This window comes from Vreelandella massiliensis (genome assembly GCF_900155385.1).
Taxonomy (GTDB): domain Bacteria; phylum Pseudomonadota; class Gammaproteobacteria; order Pseudomonadales; family Halomonadaceae; genus Vreelandella; species Vreelandella massiliensis.
Genome location: NZ_LT699765.1, coordinates 1 through 868 on the forward strand (window position 1 = coordinate 1; position 868 = coordinate 868).

Below are 868 nucleotides of genomic sequence, written 5' to 3' on the forward strand. Positions count from 1 at the left end.
CGGGGGCAGTCTCCGTCGTCGGCACCCTGGGCTTCGTCGGCCTGGTGGCGCCGCATGTCGCCCGGCTGCTGGTGGGCGAGCGCCAGGGTACGCTGCTCATCGCCAGCGCGCTGATCGGGGCGGTACTGGTGGCGGCGGCGGACGCGGTGGGGCGGCTCGCCTTCGCCCCGGTGCAGTTTCCCGCCGGCATCGTCACCGCGCTCATCGGCGTGCCCTATTTCATTGCGCTGCTCTGGCAGCGCCGCCACACACTCTAACCGGAGGCGTCATGGGCGCTTTGAAGCACCGTTTTTGCTCGGTGGAAAACCAACAAGGCGGCGAGCCGCTGGTGGGCAAGGGGGGCACGTTTCAGCCCCACCTGCTACTGACTTGGCCGCGCCGTAAATGGGACGATCATGTCTTTGCGGCCAAGGACATGCCCGAAATGGTAGCCGCGCGCCTGGAAGCCCTGCGCAAACAGGGTTGGCGGGTGCAGCTGATCGACCGGCGCGGCCACAACCACGCCGAGCGCCGGCTGCTCGCTCCCATGTCCGGGCACGAATACGCCGCCTCGGACACCGAACTGCCAAACCTGCTGGAGGCACTGCTTGCGGGCGAGGCGGAGGCCGCGAACTGGCGCTGTGGTCACACGGCGCAGCGGCTTTTGCTCTGCTGCACCCATGGCAAGATCGACCGCTGCTGCGCCAAGTTCGGCAACGCCGCCTACCAGGCGCTCTGCACCGAGAACGCGGACCGAGGGTTTGGCTTTGACGTCTGGGAGAGCTCGCACGTGGGTGGTTGCCGGCTGGCGGCCAACGTGGTGTCGCTGCCGGCGCTGCATCGCTACGGCCGTGTCACCCCGGAGAGCGTGCCGGCACTGCTCGAGGCC

2 protein-coding genes are annotated in these 868 nt (G+C 68.8%); both read left to right on the top strand.

Annotated features, from left to right (window positions below):
- On the top strand, nt 1-257 hold a 257-nt coding region (locus BQ9846_RS16295), incomplete at its 5' end, for an iron chelate uptake ABC transporter family permease subunit (RefSeq protein WP_144049494.1).
- An 11-nt stretch (nt 258-268) separates the two neighbouring features.
- Nucleotides 269-868: sucrase ferredoxin (locus BQ9846_RS16300; protein WP_328585381.1), on the top strand; the 600-nt coding region annotated here is incomplete at its 3' end.